General features: G+C 68.1%; 18 protein-coding genes and 1 tRNA gene. 3 read left to right on the plus strand and 16 right to left on the minus strand.

Annotated elements, in window-relative coordinates:
* Positions 1 to 10: 10 nt before the first annotated feature.
* The 11 genes from AC1DSC_RS09410 to alaS all read right to left on the minus strand — a co-directional run bounded on the left by AC1DSC_RS09410 (position 11) and on the right by alaS (position 12,698).
* Positions 11 to 805 carry an aspartate dehydrogenase gene (locus AC1DSC_RS09410; RefSeq protein WP_012748264.1) on the minus strand — a complete coding sequence of 265 codons (795 nt, stop codon included), beginning with the start codon at positions 803 to 805 and terminating at the stop codon, positions 11 to 13.
* Positions 806 to 810: 5 nt separating this feature from the next.
* Positions 811 to 2,529 carry a thiamine pyrophosphate-binding protein gene (locus AC1DSC_RS09415; RefSeq protein WP_012748265.1) on the minus strand — a complete coding sequence of 573 codons (1,719 nt, stop codon included), beginning with the start codon at positions 2,527 to 2,529 and terminating at the stop codon, positions 811 to 813.
* The gene (locus AC1DSC_RS09420; protein WP_020610580.1) at positions 2,522 to 3,361 is read right to left on the minus strand and encodes an SDR family oxidoreductase; all 840 of its coding nucleotides are present in this window, start codon (positions 3,359 to 3,361) and stop codon (positions 2,522 to 2,524) included. The genes AC1DSC_RS09415 and AC1DSC_RS09420 overlap by 8 nt, the downstream gene beginning before the upstream one ends.
* Positions 3,362 to 3,369: 8 nt before the next feature.
* Positions 3,370 to 4,206 carry an IclR family transcriptional regulator gene (locus tag AC1DSC_RS09425; protein WP_012748267.1) on the minus strand — a complete coding sequence of 279 codons (837 nt, stop codon included), beginning with the start codon at positions 4,204 to 4,206 and terminating at the stop codon, positions 3,370 to 3,372.
* A 44-nt stretch (positions 4,207 to 4,250) separates the two neighbouring features.
* Complete coding sequence (locus AC1DSC_RS09430; RefSeq protein WP_369663080.1) at positions 4,251 to 5,126, minus strand: alpha/beta fold hydrolase; 876 nt, start codon at positions 5,124 to 5,126, stop codon at positions 4,251 to 4,253.
* Positions 5,127 to 5,143: 17 nt separating this feature from the next.
* Positions 5,144 to 5,692: a cupin domain-containing protein gene (locus tag AC1DSC_RS09435; protein WP_012748269.1), complete on the minus strand. Its 549-nt coding sequence runs from the start codon at positions 5,690 to 5,692 to the stop codon at positions 5,144 to 5,146.
* Between the two features lie 34 nt (positions 5,693 to 5,726).
* Positions 5,727 to 6,542: an SDR family oxidoreductase gene (locus tag AC1DSC_RS09440; RefSeq protein WP_012748270.1), complete on the minus strand. Its 816-nt coding sequence runs from the start codon at positions 6,540 to 6,542 to the stop codon at positions 5,727 to 5,729.
* A 9-nt stretch (positions 6,543 to 6,551) separates the two neighbouring features.
* The gene (locus tag AC1DSC_RS09445) at positions 6,552 to 7,538 is read right to left on the minus strand and encodes a Bug family tripartite tricarboxylate transporter substrate binding protein (RefSeq protein WP_012748271.1); all 987 of its coding nucleotides are present in this window, start codon (positions 7,536 to 7,538) and stop codon (positions 6,552 to 6,554) included.
* Positions 7,539 to 7,725: 187 nt separating this feature from the next.
* Positions 7,726 to 8,982, minus strand: coding sequence for a D-amino acid dehydrogenase (locus AC1DSC_RS09450; protein ID WP_012748272.1), 1,257 nt, complete (start codon positions 8,980 to 8,982; stop codon positions 7,726 to 7,728).
* 57 nt (positions 8,983 to 9,039) lie between these two features.
* Positions 9,040 to 10,074 carry a 2-dehydropantoate 2-reductase gene (locus AC1DSC_RS09455; protein WP_012748273.1) on the minus strand — a complete coding sequence of 345 codons (1,035 nt, stop codon included), beginning with the start codon at positions 10,072 to 10,074 and terminating at the stop codon, positions 9,040 to 9,042.
* Positions 10,074 to 12,698 (minus strand): alanine--tRNA ligase, encoded by a 2,625-nt coding sequence (gene alaS / locus AC1DSC_RS09460; protein ID WP_012748274.1) that lies wholly within the window; start codon positions 12,696 to 12,698, stop codon positions 10,074 to 10,076. The genes AC1DSC_RS09455 and alaS overlap by 1 nt, the downstream gene beginning before the upstream one ends.
* 246 nt (positions 12,699 to 12,944) lie before the next feature.
* Between alaS and AC1DSC_RS09465 the strand changes: the two genes are divergently transcribed.
* The gene (locus AC1DSC_RS09465) at positions 12,945 to 13,766 is read left to right on the plus strand and encodes a ferritin-like domain-containing protein (RefSeq protein WP_369663081.1); all 822 of its coding nucleotides are present in this window, start codon (positions 12,945 to 12,947) and stop codon (positions 13,764 to 13,766) included.
* A gap of 127 nt (positions 13,767 to 13,893) precedes the next feature.
* A complete protein-coding gene (locus AC1DSC_RS09470) occupies positions 13,894 to 14,454 on the plus strand; it encodes a hypothetical protein (RefSeq protein ID WP_012748276.1) in 561 nt (186 codons plus the stop codon).
* 45 nt (positions 14,455 to 14,499) lie between these two features.
* Here the strand turns inward: AC1DSC_RS09470 and AC1DSC_RS09475 are convergent, their stop codons facing one another.
* The 3 genes from AC1DSC_RS09475 to AC1DSC_RS09485 are packed head-to-tail and all read right to left on the minus strand — an operon-like array spanning position 14,500 to position 15,516.
* Positions 14,500 to 14,829, minus strand: a complete 330-nt coding sequence (locus AC1DSC_RS09475) for a hypothetical protein (protein WP_369663082.1) — start codon at positions 14,827 to 14,829, stop codon at positions 14,500 to 14,502.
* Between the two features lie 13 nt (positions 14,830 to 14,842).
* A complete protein-coding gene (locus AC1DSC_RS09480; protein WP_012748278.1) occupies positions 14,843 to 15,082 on the minus strand; it encodes a hypothetical protein in 240 nt (79 codons plus the stop codon).
* A 35-nt stretch (positions 15,083 to 15,117) separates the two neighbouring features.
* On the minus strand, positions 15,118 to 15,516 hold the full coding sequence (locus AC1DSC_RS09485; RefSeq protein ID WP_012748279.1) for a hypothetical protein: 399 nt from the start codon (positions 15,514 to 15,516) through the stop codon (positions 15,118 to 15,120).
* Between the two features lie 114 nt (positions 15,517 to 15,630).
* On the opposite strand from AC1DSC_RS09485, the gene AC1DSC_RS09490 reads away from it, so the two are divergent.
* Positions 15,631 to 15,704 (plus strand) — tRNA-Gly (locus tag AC1DSC_RS09490).
* A gap of 34 nt (positions 15,705 to 15,738) precedes the next feature.
* On the opposite strand, the gene AC1DSC_RS09495 is transcribed toward AC1DSC_RS09490, so the two are convergent.
* Positions 15,739 to 15,996, minus strand: coding sequence for a hypothetical protein (locus tag AC1DSC_RS09495; protein WP_012748280.1), 258 nt, complete (start codon positions 15,994 to 15,996; stop codon positions 15,739 to 15,741).
* A 238-nt stretch (positions 15,997 to 16,234) separates the two neighbouring features.
* Positions 16,235 to 17,008 (minus strand): TIGR04325 family methyltransferase, encoded by a 774-nt coding sequence (locus AC1DSC_RS09500; RefSeq protein ID WP_012748281.1) that lies wholly within the window; start codon positions 17,006 to 17,008, stop codon positions 16,235 to 16,237.
* Positions 17,009 to 17,850: the final 842 nt, after the last annotated feature.

Raw genomic sequence — 17,850 nt, forward strand, 5'->3', positions numbered from 1 at the left:
GGGGAATGGCTCAGATGGCGAGCGCCGCGGCCCGGTTGCGCAGCGCGCGCACCGCGCTGTAGACGGTGAGCGCGGAGGTCTTGGGATTGGCCGCAAGCGGCTTGTTGCGCATGGTCAGCTCGAAGCTGCCGAAGGCGCCCTCGGCCTCGACCGTGTGCACGTTGTCGGCGATGGCCGGATCGGCAATGAGCCGCACCATCGTCCTGTCGAGCCCCAGCCCCGCGAGCGACACGGTGGCCGCGACGTTGGCGTTCTTGGGATAGAGCTGCGCCGCCTCGCGCGCGCTGCCTTCGAAGATGACGGTTTCCTGCGTGAGCGCATCGAGGTCGCGGCCCTGCTCGGCCGGCGTGCCCTTCCAGGCCTGCGGCGGCTTGCGGCCCGTGTAGCGCACGCTGCCCAGCCCGCCGATGCGCGCGGCCGCCAGCGCGTCGATGGCACCGATCGCGCCCGCGATCAGCTGCACCTGGGTGCGGCCGGCAGTGGCGGCGGCTTCGAGCCTTTCGGCAAGGCCCGCGGCCGACAGCGCGCCCACCGAGGCCACGATGCACGGCGTGCCGCGTGCGAGCGCCGGCAGCACATGCTCCTCGATGGCCGCATGCCCGGCCGTCTCGACCACGAGGTCGATGCCCGCAACCGGCACGCGGCTTGCAACCGGCACGCCGGGCACAAGCCTCTGCGCAGCGGCCACGCCTTCTTCAGGCACGACGATGGCCGCCACCGCCAGGGCCGTGTCGCCCTCGAGCAGTTCGAGCACCGAGGTGCCGATGGCACCGCAGCCGATGAGTGCAACGCGCAGCGCGGTCACGCCCGTCACTCCACCGACGTGGCCGCAGCCTTGCCGAGCGCCGGGATCTGCGTCACGGTGTTGGTCGGCGGGCCGGCGAAGGCGCTCTTGAATTCGCCGATCGACAGCATGTCGATCTCGAGCAGGAACGGGCCCTTCTTGGCCAGCGCCTCGCCGAGCTTCGCCCTCAGTTCGTCGATGCGCTGCACGCGCGCATGCGGCAGCGCCAGCGAGGCGCACAGCATCGCGTAGTCGGGCGTGTGCAGGTCGGCATAGCAGCGGCGGCCGCCATACTGCGCGTCCTGGATGTTCTTGATGACGCCGTAGCCCTTGTCGTTCATGAGCACGATCAGCATGTCGGCCTGCTCCTGCACCGCCGTTGCGAGTTCGCCGAGGTTCAGGATGAAGCCGCCGTCGCCGGCCAGGCAGAAGGTCTTGCGGCCCGAGCCCGTCTCGGCCGCGCCAATGGCCGCGCCAATGGCCATCGGCATGCCTTGGCCGATGCCGCCGCCCGTGGCATGCACGCCCGCGCTCGGCTCGAAGATGCGCAGCTCGCGGTTGCCCCAGGTGCTGTTCGACACCGTGACATCGCGCACCCAGTTGAAGTTGCGGCCGGCTGCGGCCTGCAGTTCCTTCACGAGCGCGGCATAGGGGCCGAGGCCGTCGGTCAGCGAGGCCACGGCCTGTTCGTGCGCGGCGCGCAGGTCGGCGAGCAGTTCGGGGTCGGCCTTGTACTTCGCGGCCTCGAGGCGGTCGGCCAGGCCTTCGAGCGCCAGCGCGGAATCGCCGCAGACGAACAGGTCGGTGGCGTAGCCGCGGCCTTCGGCGGCGGCGTCGGCATCGATGCGCAGCAGCGGGCGCGGCAGCTTCAATTCGTACTTGAGCGTTTCATTGCCGCGCAGCCGCGAGCCGACGACCAGCATTGCGTCGCAGCGCTGGTACAGCGCCTCGACCGGCTTGTGGATGTTGTAGGAGCCGAGCGAACCCGCTTCGTCCTCGGGCACCGTGCCGCGGCCCTGCGTGGTCGTGACCACGCCGAAGCCGAGCTTCTGCAGCCGGCGGATGGCAGCGCCCGCATGGCGCGCGCCGCCGCCGACCCACAGCATCGGGCGCCTGGCGGCTGCAAGGCGAGCGGCCAGCGCGTCGAGCGAGGCCGCGGAAGGCACGGGCCGCTCGATGGGCAGCGGCGACAGGTCGGCAGGCATGGTCGTGAGCGCCGACTGGATGTCGATTGGAATCTCCACGCTCACCGGGCCGGTCGGCGCCGTCAACGCAAGCTGCACCGCGCGCTTGAGCGTGCCGAGCACCGTCTCCACGCTGCGCACGCGCAGGGCCGCCTTCGACACCGCCTTGAGCATGGTCAGCTGGTCGGGTGCCTCGTGGATGTACGACATGCCCTTGTCGAGATACGGCGTCTCGATCTGCCCCGTGATGTGCAAGAGCGGCGCACCGGCCGTCAAAGCCTCGACCATGCTGCCCGCGATGTTGCCGGCCGCCGGGCCCGTGCTCGTGAGGCACACGCCCAGGCTGGCCGTGGAGCGCGCATAGGCGTCGGCCATGTTGCCGGCGCCGGCCTCGCCGCGCGCGGGCACGAAGCGGATCGCGCCGCGCTGCGCGAAGGCATCGAGGATCGGCATGTTGTGGATCGAGATCACGCCGAAGGCCGCCTTGACGCCGCACTGTTCGAGAAAGGCCGCGACGACTGCGCCGACCGTGACCGTGTTGTTGTTGTTGGGGTTATGCATGGCGCGAAAGGCCTCCAGAGATATCGATGTGGCTGCCGGTCGTGTACGACGCGAGCGGTGAAGCAAGAAAAAGAATGGCGCGCGCGGCTTCGGTCGGAAGCCCCAGGCGGCCCAGCGGAATGTGCTTGTTCTGCGCGAGCTGGCCGCTCCATGCGGCCCAGTCCTGCGACTTGTCTTCGCGCGCCTCGAAGCGGCGGCGCCACTGGCCCGACTCGACCAGGCCGATCAGGATGCCGTTCACGCGCACGCCCTGCGGCGCGAATTCGGTGGCCATCGAGCGCACGAGGTTCAGCAGGCCGGCGCGCGCGGCCGAGGTGGCGACCATGTGCGGCTCGGGCTGGCGCGCGAGCAGCGAGTTGGCGCAGACGATGGCGGCGTCGCCGTGCACGATGCGCTGCGCCGCGAGCTGCGGCAGGAAGGCACGCGTGGGGTTGATGACCGAGAAGAACTTGAGCTTGAGCTCTTCGGTCCAGGCCGCGTCGTCGGTGTCGGCGAAGGTGGAGACGCGCCCCTGCCCCGCGTTGTTGACCAGCATCGAGGCCGGGCCGAGCGCGGCCTCGCTGGCGGCCGCAAAGGCGCGCACCGAGGGGCCGTCGAGCACGTCGCAGGGCTGCGCGAAGAGCCGCGCGCCCGCGTGCTTCTCGCGCAGGCCGGCCACCGCGCTGTCGAGCCGCCCGGCATTGCGGCCGCACAGCGCCACCGCGGCGCCGCATTCGAGCAGCAGCTCGACCGTGGCCAGGCCGATGCCCGAGGAACCGCCCGTGACCACGGCCACGCGGCCCGCCAGTGCGTCGGCGGCAAAGAAGGAAGAAGAAGTAGATGGCTGTGTCATGGCGTGGTTCATGCGCTGCGAAGCGGCACCACCTTTTGCGCGCGGGCGGGCGAATAGTTCAGGAGGCCCGAAATTTCTTCGGCGGTGGCGCGCACGCGCTGCACCATCTCGTCCATGCGGTTCTCCTCGATGTGGCCCGAGGTGATGGTGGCGCCCAGCGCCGCCACGATGTGGCCGCTGTGGTCGCGCACCGGCGCCGCGATGCTGGAGATGTTCGATTCGAAGAAGCCTTCGCCCAGCACGTAGCCGCGCGTGCGGTCGGCCTGCACCATGTCGAACAGCTCGCTCACGGTGGTGGGCGTGCTCGGCGAGAAGGTCTCGAGCCTGTCTTCCGGGTAGAGCGCGCGCAGCTGCGGCAGCGTGAGGTCTTCGAGCAGCACGCGGCCGAGCACCGTGGCATGGGCCGGCAGGCGCGTGCCCACGGTGACCGAGCTTGCGAACGGCGTGGGCGGCGCCACCTTGGCCACGTAGACGATGGAGCGGCCGTCGCGCACCACCAGGTTGCAGGGCGTGCGCAGCTCGTCGCACAGGCGGTTGAGCAGCGGCGCGCCCAGCTGCGTGAGCTCCAGCGAGGCCAGGTATTCGAAGCCCAGGCGCAGCACGGCCAGGCCCAGGCGGTAGTCGCGCCCGCCTTCGGCGCGCTCGAGGAAACCCATGTTCTCCAGCGTGGTGAGAAGCCGGAACACGGTCGAGCGCGGCAGGTCGAGGCGGCGCCCCAGTTCAGGCGCGGAGAGCGTGCGGCTCTCGCGGCTGAACTCGCACAGCACGCGCAGGCCCCGTTCGAGCGCCGGCACGTTGTAGCGCTCGCCGCCCTCTTCCATTGTCTCGTTGTCGTGGGTGGCCATGGTGGTTCGTTCTTCCCTTTGGTTGTCTTGTCGTGTGTCTTCTGTCAGGCGGCCAGCACTTCGCGCAGCAATGCGGCAACGGCCTGCGGCTGCTCCACGTAGCTCGCATGGCCGGCATCGGCAATCGATTCGAGCGGCACGCCGCAGCGGCGCGCGACTTCGGCGCAGGCCTCTGGCGTGGTGACGGCATCGAGCGCGCCGCAGGCCACGCGCACCGGCATGGCGGGCGGCAGGTCGGCCAGCAGGTCGGCATTGCACAGCAGCTCGACGGCCTGGCGATAACCGCCGTCGCTCAGCTGCGCCATGTTCCATTGCACCCACTGGCGCGCGCGTTCGCTGGCGCCGGCGGACACGAGCCGGCCTGCGCGCTTCGCGGCCATGCCGGCAATGCCGAGTTCGTCGAGCGTGGCAAGCCGCTCGGCGCGCACCTTGCGGCGGGCTTCCTCGCGCTGCGGGGCGCCATAGCCGGCCGCGGGGCTGACGAGCACGAGGCGCCGGATGCGCGAAGCCAGGGCAGAATCCTTGCCCGCCGCGCAGCCCGCCGTGATCGCGCCGAGCGAATGGCCGACCAGCACGCAGGACTGGATGTCGAGCGCATCGAAGAGGCCGTGCAGCCGCTGCGCGTAGTCGGCCGCGGAAGGCGCCGCAGGCGCGAGCGGCGTCGATGCGCCATAGCCCGGCGCATCCCACGCGATCACGCGGGCCTGCGGCGCGAGCTGCAAGGCAAGGCCGAGCCACGAGGCCGCACCCGAGCCGATGCCGTGCAGGCAGACGATGGCCGGGCCCGCGCCGCATTCGCGCACCGACACCACGGCACCGCCGCCGACCGGCACGGCGCGCGCCGGAAAGCGGGCCTCCAGCAGCGCCAGCTCGGAAGCGGGCAAGGCGCTCTGCGCGTGGGTGGCGGTGGCGTCGTTCATGGCCTCTTTCTTTTTCTTCAGCGCTTGATCTTCGCGAGCGGATGGTCGGCCGGATAAGTCGGCGTCACGGGCTTCTTGGCGCCGAGCATCACGCACATCAGCGCGTCTTCGTCGCCGATGTTGATTTCTTCGCGGTACACGCCGGGCGGCACCGAGATCAGGTCGCGGTCCGTCATGATGGTTTCGAAGCGTTCGCCGTCTTTTTCGATCACCACCTTGAGCTTGCCGCGGATCAGGAAGAACACTTCCTCCACGTCGGTGTGCAGGTGCGGCGGGCCTTCATGGCCGGCCGGGATCACCATGGTGGAGAAGGTGAAGTGCTCGGCCGGCACGGTGTTGACGTCCTTCGCAACGCCGGTGCCGCCGGTGCCCACGTAGCGCATCTGCGCGCGGCGGAACTTGGGGTCGAGGTCGGCCTGGAACTTGAGCGCATCCCAGTCGTACTTGCGGGTTTCGTAGCGCGCGATGCGGCTGTTCATCCACTCGGCCAGGCTGCTGCCTTCGGGCTGCGCCAGCGTGCTGCCGGCGGTATCGGTGATCTTCTGCTGTTCGGACAAATCGCTCATCGTGTTCACTCCATTCGTCGGAAAAAAATTTGAATCAGTGCATCGCAAAGCCGCCGTTGACGGCCAGCAGCTGGCCCGTCACGAAGCGCGCGAGGCCGGAAAGCAGGTACAGCGTGGCACCGCAGACATCGGCGGCCTGCTGCTCGCGCGGGATGGCGCGGCCTTCGAGGTACTTCTGGTGGCGGGCCATCGGCACGTACTCGGTGGCTTCCACCAGCGTGAGGCCGGGCGCCACGGCGTTCACCGTGATGTTGTCGCCGCCCCACTCGCGCGCCAGCGAGCGCGTCATGGAAATGACGGCGCCCTTGCTCGACGCATAGGCCAGCAGGTTGGGCGCGCCCCACAGCGCGGTGTCGGACGCGAGGTTGACCACCGCGCCGCGCCCGCTGGCAGCAAGCGCGGGGCGGCAGGCCCGGCCCATGAGCCAGGTGCCGCGCACGTTGACGTTCATCACGCGGTCCCAGGTGCCGACGTCGAGCTGGTGCGCATCGCGTCCGCCCGAGTTGGTGATGGCCGCGTTGTTGACGAGGCCGTCGAGCCCACCGAGCAGGCGAAGCGCTTCCGCGGCGCAGGCTTCGATCGAGGCCGGCTCCGACAGGTCGACTTCCAGCGCATGCGCCCGGTGGCCGGCATCGCGCAGCGCCTTGGCTTCGCCCTGGGCCAGCTCGCCGAGGATGTCGGCCAGCACCACCTGCGCGCCGGCCGCCGCGATGCACTGCGCAAACGCAAGCCCCAGCCCGCGCGCGCCGCCGGTCACGAGGATGCGGCGGCCCGCCAGCAGGTTGGCGGGCAGCTCGGCCAGCAGGGCTTGCAGGCTCGAGGGATCGGGAACGGCTTTGGGTTCGGTCATGGTGCTTTTTCAGTCGGCCTGGATGCCGAGCTCCTTGATGACCTTGCCGAAGCGCGCAAAGTCCGCGGCGTTGGTCTTGCCGAGCACGTCGGCGCTGCCGCCCACGGGCGTGGTGCCCAGCACGGCCATGCGCGAGACGATCTCGGGCATCTTCAGGATCTCGTTGAAGTGGGCGTTGAGCGTCTTGACGATCTCGGGCGGCAGGTTGCGCGGGCCCCAGAGGCCGTTCCAGGCCGTGACCTCCACGTCCTTGTAGCCGAGCTCCTGCAGCGTCGGCACCTTGGGCGCGAGCGCCGAGCGCTCGTGCGAGGCCACCGCGAGCGGCAGCATCTTGCCGTTGGCAAGGTACGGCGCCACCGGGCCCAGCGTGATGAAGGTGGCGGGCACGTGGCCGCCCAGCACGTCGTTGACCGCCGGCGCCACGCCCTTGTAGGGCACGTGCCCGAGGCTCACGCCCGCGGCGCGGTTGAACATCTCGCCCAGGATGTGCATCGGCGAGCCGCTGCCCGGGCTCGCAAAGGTCAGCGGCTTGCCGCCCTTGGCCGCGGCCACCAGGTCCTTGGCGCTTGCGAGGCCGCTGGCGCCGCCCGCCACCAGGAACAGCGGCTGGCTGCCGGTCTGCACGATCGGCGTGAAGCCGTTCAGCACGTCGTAGCCCGAGGTGCCGCCCGTCTTGAGCACCAGCTGCGCGATCGAGAAGGTGCTGGGCGAAAGCAGCAGCGTGTAGCCGTCGGGCTGCGCCTTCGAGACATAGGCGCTGCCGATGATGCCGCTGGCGCCGGGGCGGTTGTCGACCACCACGGGCTGGCCCACGCGCGCCGACAGCTTCTCGGCGAAGAGCCGCGCCAGCGCGTCGGTGTCGCCGCCGGCCGGATAGGCGACGACCAGCGTGATCGGCTTGCTCGGATAGCTGCTCTCGGCCCTGGCGGGCCCCGTGGCGCAGGCGACGCCGAGGGCGAGCGCGGCTGCAATGGCTTGTCGGCGTGTGGATGGCATGGCGTTCGTGGGGTGGATCTGTATGTTTCACTAATGAAACAGTGATTTATTAATGGAACGAGACGAAGAATACCGAGTACCAATGGCTTCGTCAATCTAGGTACAAACCCTTGAATCCGGCGCGCACGGCCGCGGCCCGCCGCGCGGACGGCGGGTGGTTTTCAGGCGGGTTGTCCGGCTGCCCGGCTCAGGCGCCGTAGCGCGCCACCGTCAGGCCTTCCATGTCGATGGCGGGGTTTCGGCCATCGATCAGGTCGGCCATCACGCGGCCGGTGCCGGCCGCCATGGTCCAGCCGAGCGTGCCGTGGCCGGTGCTCAGCATCAGGTTGGGAATGCGCGTGGCACCGATCACCGGCGTGCCGTCGGGCGTCATGGGGCGCAGGCCGGTCCAGAAGGAGGCGTCGCGCACATTGCCGCCCTTCGGAAAGAGATCGGTCACGACGTGCTCGAGCGTGTCGCGCCGCTTCGCATCGAGCCGCAGGTCGAAGCCCGAGAGCTGCGCGGTGCCGCCCACGCGGATGCGCTCGCCCAGCCGCGTGACGGCCACCTTGAAGGTCTCGTCCATCACGGTGGATTCGGGCGCGCCGCTGACGTCGGAGATGGGCACGGTGATCGAGAAGCCCTTGACCGGGTACACCGGCAGGTCGATGCCCAGTGGCTTGACCATGGCCGGCGAGTAGCTGCCGAGCGCCACCACGTAGCGGTCGGCCGTGAAGCGGCCGGCATCGGTGCGCACGGCCGTGACGCCGCCGGCATCGTGCTCGATGGCCTGGATGGCCACGCCAAAGCGGAACTTCGCGCCGGCCGCCTCGGCCAGCACGGCCAGCGCCTGCGTGAACTTGAAGCAGTCGCCGGTCTCGTCGCCCGGCAGGCGCAGCCCGCCGACGAACTTGCTCTTGACGGCCGCGAGCGCCGGCTCGTACTGCACGCAGCCTTCGCGGTCGAGCACCTGGTAGGGTACGCCGGAGGCCTGGAGCACCTCCACGTCCTTGGCGATGCCGTCGAGCTGCTGCTGGGTCCGAAAGAGCTGCAGGGTGCCGAGCGCACGCTCGTCATAGCGGATGCCGGTGTCGGTGCGCAGCGCCTTCAGGCAGTCGCGGCTGTATTCGGCAAGCCGCACCATGCGGCCCTTGTTGAGCTCGTAGCGCGCCTGCGTGCAATTGCACAGCATCGACAGGCCCCAGCGCCACATGGCCGGATCGAGCATGGGCTTGATCACCAGCGGGCTGTGCTGCATGAGCATCCACTTGATGGCCTTGAGCGGCACGCCGGGCCCGGCCCAGGGCGCGGAGTAGCCGGGCGACACCTCGCCCGCGTTGCCGAAGCTGGTTTCGAGCGCGGGCGCGGGCTGGCGCTCGAGCACCGTCACGTCATGGCCGGCGCGCGCCAGGTAGTACGCCACCGAGGTGCCGATGACACCGCTGCCGAGGATCAGAACCTGCATGAAAACACTCCCTTGAAACCATGCGCACCGATGGCCCCAGAGGGTACAGCGTCCGCGCTACGACAGGCCCAGTGCGTCTTGCAATTGCCGTGCCGTCCAGCGCCGGGGCTGCGCGGGCCACTCCTCGAGCAGCGCGAACATCCTTGCGTTGCGCGGCGCCTCCAAGTCCTGGTCCTGCGCAAGGCGCACGACCTCGCCGCTGAGCGCATCGATCTCGGTGCGGCGCCCGAGCGCCAGGTCGTCGGCCATGCTCGAGCGGGCCTTGGCATCGATGCGCAGCATGCGCGCCGCCACGATGCGAAACAGCCAGTCGGGCAGCCGCAGCACCGCCGACAGCCGCTGCGCCGGCACCGCGGCCACCTGCGCGGGCGCGATGCCGGCGCTGCCCAGCACGCCGAGCGCCTCGTCGATCAGCGCCGCAAAGCAGCGCCGGTAGCCGCGCTGCAGCAGCTCGTCGCGCAGCGGCAGGCCCGAGAGCGCATTGACCGGGTTGTTGAGGTTGAGCAGCAGCTTGCCCCACTGCACGGGCAGCAGGTCAGGGTAAAGGTCGAGCGGTACGCCGGCCCGCGCGAAGACTGGCAGCCAGGGCCGCAGCGCCGCATCGTCCTGCGCCGCCAGCCGGCCGGCCGTTCCGCGGTGGAAGGCACCGGGCCCGATCTCGGCCACGTTGTAGGGCACCATGCCCGGCAGCACCTGGAGCGTGGGCCCCACGCGCGACGCCGAGGCGCAGTTGGAGATGCCGTTCTGCAGCGAGACGACCAGCGTGCCCGCGGGCAGCGCAAAAGCCAGTTCGGCGGCGGCACTGGCCGTGGCACCGCTCTTCACGCACAGCAGCACCAGCGACGGCATCGCGCCGACGGGCACCTGCTCGCTCAGCCGAAGGCTCGCGGCCGGCAGGCGGCGCGTGCCGCCTTCCAGGTCGCTGAGCGCCAGGCCGTGTTCGGCCAGGCCCTGCAGCACGCGCGGACGGCCGACGAAAGTGACCGGCACGCCGGCCGCCGCCAGGCTGCCGCCCACGAAGCAGCCGATGGTGCCCGCCCCCATCACCAGCACTTCGCCGGGAGGCCGGCCGGGCACCTCGGCTCGGGCCATCAGGTGCGTTCCGCCACCCAGGCTTGCACCGATTGGAGCGCCGCCGGCAAGCCCGCGGCATCGGTGCCGCCGGCCATGGCCATGTCGGCCTTGCCGCCGCCCTTGCCGCCCACCTGCTGCGCGACAAAGTTGACCAGCTCGCCGGCCTTGACCTTGCCGACCGTGTCGCTCGTGACGCCCGCAGCCACCTGCACCTTGGCGCCGTCGACCGCGGCCAGCACGACCACCGCCGTCTTGAGCTTGTCCTTGAGCTTGTCCATGGTGTCGCGCAGCGTCTTGGCGTCGGCGCCGTCGAGCTTGGCCGCCAGCACCTTGATGCCGTTGACGTCGACCGCCTGCGCCAGGAGCTCGTCGCCCTTGGACGACGCGAGCTTGCCCTTGAGCGAACCCACTTCGCGCTCCAGCGCCCTCACCTGCTCCAGCACCTGCACGAGCCGGCCCTGCAGCTCGGCAGCGGGCGACTTGAGCGTGGCGGCCACGCTCTGCACCGTGGCTTCGAGCTCCTGCAGGTAGCCGAGCGCATTGGCGCCGGTGACGGCCTCGATGCGGCGCACGCCGGCGGCCACGCCGCCTTCGCTCACGATCTTGAACAGGCCGATGTCGCCCGTGCGGCCCACGTGGGTGCCGCCGCAGAGCTCGCGGCTGGAGCCGATGTCGAGCACGCGCACGCTCTCGCCGTACTTCTCGCCGAACAGCATCATGGCGCCGGTCTTCTGGGCCGACTCCATGTCCATCACGCGCGCATGCGTCTCGGTGTTGGCCAGGATCTCGGCGTTCACGCGCTTCTCGATCTCGAGGATCTGGTCGTGCGTGACGGCCGCGTTGTGCGCGAAGTCGAAGCGCGTCTTGTCGGCATCGACTAGCGAGCCCTTCTGCTGCACGTGCGCGCCCAGCACTTCGCGCAGGGCCTTGTGCATCAGGTGCGTGACCGAGTGGTTGCGCATGGTGGCGGCGCGGCGCGCGGTGTCGACCGCGGCCTTGACCGTGTCGCCCACCTTGAGCGTGCCCTGGGTCTGCGTGCCGTGGTGGCCGAACACGTCGGCCTTGATCTTCTGCGTGTCATCCACGCCGAACTGCACGCCCTCGGCCACCAGCACGCCCTGGTCGCCGACCTGGCCGCCGCTCTCCGAATAGAAAGGCGTGGTGTCGAGCACCACGATGCCGGGCTGGCCTTCCTTCAGTTGCTGCACGGCCGCGCCTTCGAAGTACAGCGCCACGACCTTGGCGTTTTCTTCGAGGTGTTCGTAGCCCGTGAAGACGTTGCCCGCGCCGCCGTATTCGACGTTGCGGTCCATCTTGAACTTGCCGGCGGCGCGGCCTGCGGCCTTCTGCTTTTCCATGGCGGCATTGAAGCCGGCCTCGTCCACGCTCACGCCGCGCTCGCGGCACACGTCGGCCGACAGGTCGAGCGGAAAGCCGTAGGTGTCGTGCAGCTTGAAGGCGACCTCGCCCGGCAGCGTCCTGGCGTCGCCGGCCAGGGCCGCGTCGAGGATTTCCATGCCGTTGGCCAGCGTCTCGAAGAAGCGTTCTTCCTCGGCCTTGAGGGTTTCGGTGATGCGCTTCTCGTCGGCCACCAGCTTGGGGTAGGCCTCGCCCATGAGCTTCACGAGGTCGGGCACCAGCTTGTGGAAGAAGGGCTTCTTCTGGCCCAGCTTGTAGCCGTGGCGAATGGCGCGGCGCACGATGCGGCGCTGCACGTAGCCGCGGCCTTCGTTCGACGGAATGACGCCGTCGGCCACCAGGAACGAGGTGGCGCGGATGTGGTCGGCAATCACCTTGAGCGAGTTGTTGCCCAGGTCCTTCTCGCCCGTCTCGCGCGCGGCGGCCTTGATGAGCGCGTCGAAGATGTCGATCTCGTAGTTGCTGTGCACGTGCTGCAGGATCGCGGCCAGGCGCTCCAGGCCCATGCCGGTGTCGACGCAGGGCGCGGGCAGCTTCTTGACCGAGCCGTCGGGCTGCATGTCGAACTGCATGAACACGTTGTTCCAGATCTCGATGTAGCGGTCGCCGTCTTCATCGGGCGAACCGGGCGGACCGCCGGGGATCTCGGGACCGTGGTCGTAGAAGATCTCGGAGCACGGCCCGCAGGGACCCGTGTCGGCCATCATCCAGAAGTTGTCGGACATGTAGCGCCCGCCCTTGTTGTCGCCGATGCGCACCACGCGCTCGGGCGGCAGGCCGATGTCCTTGGTCCAGATGTCGTAGGCCTCGTCGTCCTCGATGTAGACCGTGGCCCAGAGCTTCTCGGCCGGCAGCTTGTAGACCTTGGTGAGCAGCTCGAAGGCCCAGGTGAGCGATTCGCGCTTGAAGTAGTCGCCGAAGCTCCAGTTGCCCAACATCTCGAAGAAGGTGTGGTGGCGCGCGGTGTAGCCCACGTTCTCCAGGTCGTTGTGCTTGCCGCCGGCGCGAAGGCACGCCTGGACCGAGGCGGCGCGCACGTAGGGGCGCTTGTCTTCGCCGAGGAACACGTCCTTGAACTGCACCATGCCCGAGTTGGTGAACATGAGCGTGGGATCGTTGCCCGGCACCAGCGAGCTGGAGGCCACCACCGTGTGGCCCTTGGAAGCGAAGAAATCGAGAAAGGTCTTGCGGATGTCCGCGACCGTGATTGTGGGCTGGCTCATCTTTGGATTTCGTCTTCTGTCGAGGGCGGCCTGGCGATGGCGACCCTCTCGTCGAAACCACTGCGGCGAACCGACCTGACTGCTTGATTTGCTTGAACAATCGATTATAGGTTTCGCTTGCGGGCCGCGCCTTCGCCAGGAGGCGCCAGCGCCGCCCGGGTGCCAAAGCTAATATGGGAATTAGCGCGCAGAACCAAATGCGCCCGGCTTCGTCCCATTCATTTCAACGTGAATCAAGGAGCATGCATGGCAGGCCATGAGGCAGCACACTGGAAGATCGAGGACCTGGATTTCTCCCGCATCGCGCGGCCGGAGGTCCGCCGGGACGAAAATCTCTTCTATCTCGTGGCCTGCGCCTCGTTCGTCGAAAGCGGCTCGGACCTGTACACCCAGAACCTGGTCGACTTCTTCCGCGGCGACGACGAGGTCACCGCCTGGCTCACCCACCAATGGGAAGCCGAGGAACTGCAGCATGGCCGGGCCTTGCGCGCCTACGTGTCCCACGTCTGGCCCGAATTCGACTGGGAAGGCGCCTACCGCAGCTTCCTGGAGGAATACGCCACCTACTGCAAGGTGGAGCTGCTCGCGCCGACGCGCGGGCTCGAGCTGGCCGCGCGCTGCGTGATCGAGACCGGCACCGCCAGCTACTACCGGGCGCTGGCGCGCAGCACCACCGAACCGGTGCTGCGTGACCTGGCAAGCCGCATCGCGGCCGACGAAGTCAGCCACTACAAGCACTTCTACCGTTTTTTCCGGCGCTACCGGCAACAGGAAGGGCTGGGCCGCTTCCGCGTGCTGGGCACCATCGGCCGGCGCACGCTGGAACTCAAGAGCGAGGACGCCGACTGCGCCATCCGCCACGTGGTGCGCGCCCGCTCGCCCGGGCGGGCCGCCGACACGGCCTACATCCAGCAGCTGAGCGCGCGCATGAACAGCACCGTGCGCACCCACCTGAGCCCGGGCGCCACGCTCAAGATGCTGATGCGGCCGCTGGAACTGCCGGCCGGCGTGCAGGCCGTGGTGCAATACCCGATCCGGCAGTTCATGGAGCACGTCTTCCTGCGCTGAGGGTTCACGACCGCAAACTTTCTTTGCAATTAGTGAAAAAATTCACACTTTTTGCCTCTTTCATGTCTTCACTTGCGAGGCCGGGAAAGGGATGCTTCGCCCTTTGCCAACCAATGTGAGCGGAGCAATGGTCCATCAGGTCATTCACAACGCAACAGTCACGTTGCAGTTGTCCTTCTACTTGAGCGTCGACGAGAGGGTCGAGGCGCTTCGGGCAGCCGGCATACCGGTCGATGAAACGGGAAACGCGACAGCGGGCTACCTGTTCGTGCGAACCACGGGCCGCGTCGGCAAACGTAAGAATACCTACCGCTGGTTTGCCGCCGGCATCGGCGAAGAGGCCCACGCCGGGAACATACAGCCCCAGCCGGCATGGGCCGAGGAACAGTTCGCGCATGCGGACGAGATCGATATCGGCGCCGACCTCGTCCCGGGTGCGCCGGGTGCGCCGGCTGCACCGGAGCTCGTGCCCGCCACCGTCGCGTACCTGCGGCTGTGGAAGGAACTGGAGCAGCGCTCCCGCGACGCGGCGAGCGACCTGCACAGGAAGCAGATCGCCTACTTCCGCGACCTCGGGCCCGCGCCCGACGCGCTCGATCAGCAACTGAGGCAGGAGGCTGCGGAGGCGGCGAGCAAGTGCCTTGCAGCGGCACGGGGGCAGAACGAGCCTTCGGTTTTCCGGCGCTGACCCGGTGGCGCGCGGCGGGGCGACCTGCCCCGGGGCGCCTTCCCTTCACTGCCCTTCGCGCACGAGCGGCTGTTCCGCGGTTTGCACGGCGGCAGCCAGCTGCTTTTCGGTGCGCCACCAGGCCAGCAGCCGGTCGAAGCTGCCGTCGAAGGCGCGATCCTGCAGTGCTTCGCCAATGAACGAGCAGCGCGCCGCGGATTCCATGTCCAGCATCTGGCGGGTCGCCGTGCGGTCGCAGGCCAGGTAGGCCTGCTTGAGTTCGGCAAGCGGCATCGAGGCCGGTTTGTCCATGCCCGACTGCGCAGCTGCCATCGACGCGGCCAGGGCCAGCGGCACGGCCGCAAAAAGCATCATGCGGGAGCAATCGGGCTTCATGGCTCGCCTCCTCTCAAAAGCCCGGGGCGTCCGGCTCCGGCGCCTTGAGGGAAAGTGCCTGCTGCTGCTGCGAGAAGACCGCGCCGATGTAGCTGTCCACGCGCTCCGCGGCCACCTTCGCGTTCACTGCCGCCACCACGTGGCCGGCCTCGGCACCCGCAGGCCCGGCCGATGGCTGGCCCTGCCCGCACCCGGCGCCGGCCGCGCCGAGCCCCAAGAGTGCTGCTGCGTGAAAGATCCTGAGGAAGTCCATGTCTGCTCCTGGTGATGTCGGCATTGCCTGGGGAATCACTCGCCCTCGACGCAGAACCAGTGCCAGCGCACCACGCGCTGCCCACAGTAGCGGTCGACGACGCGCGCGATCAGTTGCGCATTGCCGGACACATCCCGGCGCCTCTCCATCCAGATCAGGGCCTCGTAGAGATCGTCGGCCTCGCCGCTCGCGTCGTACCTGTCGAACAAGGCATTGGAGAGTTGCCAGTTCGAAAGCTCGTCCCCGCTGGCCGCTTCGTTGCGCAGCAGACCGAGCCGGGACGCTCCTGCAACGGCCGGCAGCGGCACCGCGGCCATGCTGCGCGGGGCCACGACGTTGGAAGGCGGACTGCCTGCCGCGAACGCCAGCAAGGCGCCGGAGGCCAGCGCACCCGCAGCAAAGGAGCCGGCGAGCTGAATGACGCGGTCGTACATGGCGGGCTTCCTTGCGGCAACGGGATGCGCCAGCGTAGGCAATCCAAGCCGCCGCCGCGTCATCCGAAGCAATGAGGCCCGCCCTCGGGACTGACGGTAGAATCCGCGCCTGCTGCGGGTGTAGTTCAATGGTAGAACGGCAGCTTCCCAAGCTTCATACGAGGGTTCGATTCCCTTCACCCGCTCCACCAGCCCCGCACTCCTGCGCGGCCTGCACGCCGCTCACAGCCGCCGCGCAAGCTTCGACCGGCTCTCCTCGGTCCGCATCCTGTTGATCTCGGCCATCCCCTCCTTGGTGATGCGCTTCACGATGGCGTTGCGTGCGTTCTTGTATTTGCCCGAGCCGTCCAGCGCCGGCGCTATTTCAGCTTCGATCAGGCCCGTTGCCTTGAGGACGGACACGTGTCGAACGTCTGCGGGAGTCACTACTTTCTTGGGCAGCGGTACGTGCTGGAGGCTCATCAGGAAAGTCAAAGGCATGCGGATCCCTCGATTGGTGTTGTTGCCGAAATGTTCCTTCGCGTGAATTTCGAAAAAAGTCTTTCCCTGCCGCGTTGGCTTGTCGGACGCAAGCCAGCCGCGTTGTAGCGAAGACGCCAACTTAAGCACTAAAGCAAGGAGGCCCTCCGAAGCGGGTCGGAAGGCCGGGGGCTCGGGCCGCCGAGGCTGGCGCAACCAGGGGGCCGAGTAACAGATGGAGATGGTACCTAGGTACCCACTATCCCGCCAGATCGAAGCAGCAGCCCGCGTAGTAGGGCTTGTCGCCGCCCTCGACGAACGGCACCTCGATCGGCTTGCCTTCGTTGCGCCAGGCATCGCGGCGCTTGTAGCCGGCATCCCTGAGTTCGGCCCACAGCTCCTCGACGTGCTGGATGCGGTAGGGGCAGAACGCGATGCCGATGCTGTTGATCGTGTAGATGGTGCGCTCGGGGTGCACGGCCGTCGTGTTCAGCACGATGCGCCTGGGCTTCACGGCAAGCCCCGACAGGATCTCGGCGATGCGCTGCGGCAAATACTGCAGGCTGCCCGAGGCAAAGAGCACGTCGCAGCCGCTGGCGCCCTGGTAGTCGGTGGTGAAGTCCAGCTGCGCGGTGGCGTCGCGCTGCACGGCCAGCTCCTTGCCTGACTGCACCACCCCGGGCACGTCGCAGACCGTCCAGCGCAGGCTGTCGGGGTAAGGCAGGACGCGGCGGAATGCGTAGTACTTGATGCCCACGTGGCCGCCCAGGTCGAACACGCGCCGCATGCCCTCGTCGAACGATCTCCCGAGCCAGAAAAGGCCGGGGTAGTCGTAGAAGTAGATCTGGTGGGTGTAGAGCTCGCCGGCCGCCTTGGCGTTGCTGTAGCCGACGGCCTTCGACTCCGGCGCGCCGGCCTCGGCGGCGGCAAAGCTCTCGAAGGAGCCCATGAAGAGGTTCTCGGTCTCGTTGACCAGGAACTTGCGCCTGTAGGCTTCGGCGCGGTGACGCAAGGGCAGCAGGTTGGGAAGCATGGGCTGGTTTCCTCATTGGCTGAAATGCACCCCTGGCGATTCGGGTGCCGCACGGACGAACTTCCGGCAAGAGCCGGCGCTTTTCGGATTTGCTGCGGACCTCCAGGCCTTGAATTGCTATCAAAACGCCACAAACCCGATTGATTTATTAAATTTACAAAAAAATCGGCCTGAATCCTGTCAATCGGCGAGGCAGCCGACCACCCTGGAGTTACACAACTGCGGCGCCCCCTCGGGGAATATCTTCATATTCACCCGAAGCCAAGTCAATTAATGGCTACCTTGCCCCGCGCGGGTAGCGATTACATCCATTGCGCTTCGCGGCCCCACCCAATCTGCTCCCGGCAGACCGGCTGCGGCATCTGGCGCAGGTGATGCCGGGCTGCCGGCACTCCCCTGTCTCGCCTCTACCCCGCCTCCCCATTTTGCAGATGTATTTGGCTTGCGCAGCAGCGGTTTGCCATGTTTTCGACAGGCGCTTTGTCATGGTCGCAAGCAGTGCGGCCGGGGGCGCTTGTCTCCCTCTGGAGGGGGCGCATTGCTCATGCGCGGCAGCGGCGCAATTCCTACAGTGAGTTCCCTGGGCCAATGCCTTCCGTGAAAACGCCTGCTCCTCCGTTCGGGCGGAATCGGGGAAAGGCGCCCGAAATGGGCGCTGGTTACCCTGTTCGAGCGATATGAGGTAGTACGAGTATGTAACGAATGATTCGGGAATGTAACCTGACAAACTTTGATCAACACCACGCCAGACAAAGCCTCTAGGATTGCCTCGAAATAGAAACTAACGTACTAATGAATTTTTATTGGCCAATTGCCAATTCATGAATCCCATCTATTGCATG

Source organism: Variovorax sp. 01N425 (assembly GCF_056399465.1).

What these genes read in the sequence shown, in the direction of transcription:
- AC1DSC_RS09415 (WP_012748265.1), bottom strand. Translation starts at nt 2,529, where the DNA reads ATGCATAACCCCAACAACAACAACACGGTCACGGTCGGCGCAGTCGTC.
- AC1DSC_RS09420 (WP_020610580.1), bottom strand. Translation starts at nt 3,361, where the DNA reads ATGACACAGCCATCTACTTCTTCTTCCTTCTTTGCCGCCGACGCACTG.
- AC1DSC_RS09425 (WP_012748267.1), bottom strand. Translation starts at nt 4,206, where the DNA reads ATGGCCACCCACGACAACGAGACAATGGAAGAGGGCGGCGAGCGCTAC.
- AC1DSC_RS09430 (WP_369663080.1), bottom strand. Translation starts at nt 5,126, where the DNA reads ATGAACGACGCCACCGCCACCCACGCGCAGAGCGCCTTGCCCGCTTCC.
- AC1DSC_RS09435 (WP_012748269.1), bottom strand. Translation starts at nt 5,692, where the DNA reads ATGAGCGATTTGTCCGAACAGCAGAAGATCACCGATACCGCCGGCAGC.
- AC1DSC_RS09440 (WP_012748270.1), bottom strand. Translation starts at nt 6,542, where the DNA reads ATGACCGAACCCAAAGCCGTTCCCGATCCCTCGAGCCTGCAAGCCCTG.
- AC1DSC_RS09445 (WP_012748271.1), bottom strand. Translation starts at nt 7,538, where the DNA reads ATGCCATCCACACGCCGACAAGCCATTGCAGCCGCGCTCGCCCTCGGC.
- AC1DSC_RS09450 (WP_012748272.1), bottom strand. Translation starts at nt 8,982, where the DNA reads ATGCAGGTTCTGATCCTCGGCAGCGGTGTCATCGGCACCTCGGTGGCG.
- AC1DSC_RS09455 (WP_012748273.1), bottom strand. Translation starts at nt 10,074, where the DNA reads ATGGCCCGAGCCGAGGTGCCCGGCCGGCCTCCCGGCGAAGTGCTGGTG.
- alaS (WP_012748274.1), bottom strand. Translation starts at nt 12,698, where the DNA reads ATGAGCCAGCCCACAATCACGGTCGCGGACATCCGCAAGACCTTTCTC.
- AC1DSC_RS09465 (WP_369663081.1), top strand. Translation starts at nt 12,945, where the DNA reads ATGGCAGGCCATGAGGCAGCACACTGGAAGATCGAGGACCTGGATTTC.
- AC1DSC_RS09470 (WP_012748276.1), top strand. Translation starts at nt 13,894, where the DNA reads ATGGTCCATCAGGTCATTCACAACGCAACAGTCACGTTGCAGTTGTCC.
- AC1DSC_RS09475 (WP_369663082.1), bottom strand. Translation starts at nt 14,829, where the DNA reads ATGAAGCCCGATTGCTCCCGCATGATGCTTTTTGCGGCCGTGCCGCTG.
- AC1DSC_RS09480 (WP_012748278.1), bottom strand. Translation starts at nt 15,082, where the DNA reads ATGGACTTCCTCAGGATCTTTCACGCAGCAGCACTCTTGGGGCTCGGC.
- AC1DSC_RS09485 (WP_012748279.1), bottom strand. Translation starts at nt 15,516, where the DNA reads ATGTACGACCGCGTCATTCAGCTCGCCGGCTCCTTTGCTGCGGGTGCG.
- AC1DSC_RS09495 (WP_012748280.1), bottom strand. Translation starts at nt 15,996, where the DNA reads ATGCCTTTGACTTTCCTGATGAGCCTCCAGCACGTACCGCTGCCCAAG.
- AC1DSC_RS09500 (WP_012748281.1), bottom strand. Translation starts at nt 17,008, where the DNA reads ATGCTTCCCAACCTGCTGCCCTTGCGTCACCGCGCCGAAGCCTACAGG.